The organism is Megasphaera sp. AF13-6AC (assembly GCF_027685385.1).
In the GTDB taxonomy this organism is placed as follows: Bacteria; Bacillota; Negativicutes; order Veillonellales; family Megasphaeraceae; genus Megasphaera; species Megasphaera micronuciformis.
This window is the reverse complement of sequence record NZ_JAQCUN010000145.1, coordinates 1-2,892: the sequence shown is the minus strand read 5'-3', so window position 1 is coordinate 2,892 and position 2,892 is coordinate 1. Positions and strand designations below refer to the sequence as shown.

The following is a 2,892-nucleotide window of genomic DNA, read 5'->3' as shown; positions in this document are numbered from 1 at the left end:
TCATCAAGAGGCTCTGCATGAATATCGCTGACACCTCTGTCCATTGCATAGGAAAACAGCTTTTCTATTAAGTTTTGAACCGTTTCCGTTTTTCCTTCCTCATCAGTCCAAACCGATTTTTTCATCTGAAAGCCTCCCGTATGTACAGCATAATCGCTGTAAGGGATAAACACTTCTTTTTTACCTAAATTTAAGGGGTCTGAACAAAGTTTAATCTTCCCTTAATGCCTTAGTCTTGTTAGTGGTATAATAAAAAAATCGAATACAGGGAGCCTGATATGAAAAAATTACTGAAATCTATACCCGTACACTATGGGAAATTCGGCAAACGAATGGGCGTAATTTTTACTGCCCTTTTGTTAATTCTCCTTGTGTCGGCTCTTTTTTCCTCACACGGTGCAGCCTTTATCTTTAACCGCGTCATGGAAACTCAGTCGGTCGTAAAAGGCACGATTCATGTCAATACTTTATCTGCCGATATTCGCGGCCATGTAAATTTTACCGACTTGGAGTGGGACGATCCGGACGGTATGCCGATACTCGTTGTGCCCACAGGAAGCTTCAAAGTCAACCCTTGGGACTTCATTTTGCATCGTTCTTTAAAAACAACAACCTTACGTGAAATTACGCTAAACGATTCAACCGTATCGGTTAAATTTGATAAAGACATGTCGGCCCAAATTATTCCTTCCGATGCCCCGGAAGCGGTGAAAAAATCGACTACTCTTGATGAAAAAATACGCACTCTCAATATGACGGACAAAAAATTCAATCTGCGTATTAACCTTAATAATTGTCGCTTTGAAGCCTATAAGGACGATAAACAATATGTCATGACCTCTGTAGATGCAGCACTGCATTTAAAGTCCAATGAGTTTTTGACCGTCAATTTTTCTTCCGGACCTTTTAGCGGTACGGCTGTCGGTGACGGCATTAATATCGACGGTTCCGTCAACTTGCGTACACCCGTACCCGAAGCCGATTTGGAAGTTAATTTCTTAAAAGTTGATCCTTCTTCCGTAGGCTTCGGCAAATCCGTTCACGACCCTCTTACCTTGAAAACGCAGTTTACAGGACCTGTATCCGCACCCATGGCTCACGGCAAACTGGAGATGGATAAGCTGTCCATCCCCGCCCTGGATTTCACAAATGTCCGCGGCGATATCGATTATAAAGACGGAATCTTCTTATTTACGAATGTAACAGCCGATGTTTATAACGGAAAACTGGCCGCTTACGGCGATTACAATCTCAATACCAGAGCTTATACCATTCATGGAAAAGGTACGGGATTGGACAGTCGCATAGCCTTAAAACGCATGGAATTTAAATGTCTGGTAGATACGGATATTACCATGGAGTGCGACGGTAATCCCGACAATTTGCTTACGTACGGTTCCTTCCGGTCCGGAAAAGGTCGCTACACCCTTTTTTCCTTCAACTATTTAAAAGGAAAGTTCTCCAACAGACGACACCTTTTAGAATTTTTTGACGTATCTATCGCCACTAAATTCGGCTTGATTACGACCGATGCCTTTCAAATCGTAAACGGTAAACTCATCCTCGGCGACATTAGCGTTGTCTTTCCTTCCTCATCGGTAGCATTTAACCTCTTCTCATCAGATACTAATGCCCCCATGTCGTGGCCTGACATTCGAGAAAATCTGTCTGTCACAAAGAATAATATGAAGGAACTGAAAAACGGCACTTCTAACTTTAGGGACACGTCATCAAGTATGAAAGAGAATATGCAAGCTATTAAAGAAAATATGAAAAAGCTCAAAACCGATACGGCAAAAATAAAGCAATCTTTAAAACCATCCTTGTAAGACCATCGTAAGTTGTGAAATATGCAGGAACGCTCCTTGACGGTCTTATGAAACCGTGATAAACTCATGAAGTACCTATGTGGAGCGGTATCGAAGTGGTCATAACGGGGCTGACTCGAAATCAGTTAGGCCGAAAGGTCTCGTGGGTTCGAATCCCACCCGCTCCGCCACATAAAAAAGAGTCGACACTTGTGTCGACTCTTTTTTATAATTCTTACGAAATAAATACTTACCCGATAAATATAATAAAAGACCGCCCTATAGGACGGTCTTTTATTATATTCTAAAATACGAATACTAATTGTGCCCGTGTAAAGTTGCCTGCATCACAATGATTGCAATCCTCTATTTCCGATGCAAAAGCTCGGAATAACTGCAATTTTGCATTTTTGGCAAAAACATAGTCACCGCCAACCCCCCACGAGGTTACACCGAAGGTGCCGCCCGTAAAGTGTTCCGTTCTCCAGTTACCCGTTCCCAGGAAATCTTGAATACCGCTTGAACCGCTGTTCAGGTAATCAACCCAGAGATCCCAGGTTTTCGGTTTTTCAAAGAGCGCTTTGCCATACTGCAACTTGCCGTAATATACATCGGCAGATGCCGTATCGTCTTTAAAGCTTACTCGATTATATTCACCGAAAAGATTCCATCTCGGACCGAAGTTCAAAGATACGTAGGCCCCTTTAAGGTCTTGGGGGGCATGCATCAATATTCCGCCCATTCCGGGATAATTGTTATAGTAAATACCGGCTGCCGACCCCGTCATAGAACCGCCGCCGAAGTTTCCTTCCAACTCTCCGTAAGCCGTTTTAGCATTGTTGGAATAGCCGTCTTTAAACTTACCGTACCCTGCAGTAGCCGTAAGTTTCTTATTCGTAAAGCTCAGTTCGGCACCGTCAAAGGGATCATCATATTGAAGCCCCGATGCTTTACCTAACACATACGTATAACGACCGACTTTAAGATTCCAATTGTGAGCCGGATCCAAAGCATAGTTCACATATGCCTGATCAACAAAGAAGTTATTGTAAAGGCTTCCGTTATATGCGTACATAGGAGTGCC

General features: G+C 42.9%; 1 protein-coding gene, 1 tRNA gene and 1 pseudogene. 2 read left to right on the top strand and 1 reads right to left on the bottom strand.

Annotated features, from left to right (window positions below):
- Window positions 1-278: 278 nt before the first annotated feature.
- Window positions 279-1,829: a hypothetical protein gene (locus PGX78_RS07270; protein ID WP_270446196.1), complete on the top strand. Its 1,551-nt coding sequence runs from the start codon at window positions 279-281 to the stop codon at window positions 1,827-1,829.
- 81 nt (window positions 1,830-1,910) lie between these two features.
- Window positions 1,911-1,999, top strand: a tRNA-Ser gene (locus PGX78_RS07265).
- Window positions 2,000-2,112: 113 nt separating this feature from the next.
- Here PGX78_RS07265 and PGX78_RS07260 read toward each other — a convergent pair.
- Window positions 2,113-2,892: pseudogene (locus tag PGX78_RS07260) on the bottom strand (outer membrane insertion signal); the annotation flags it as partial.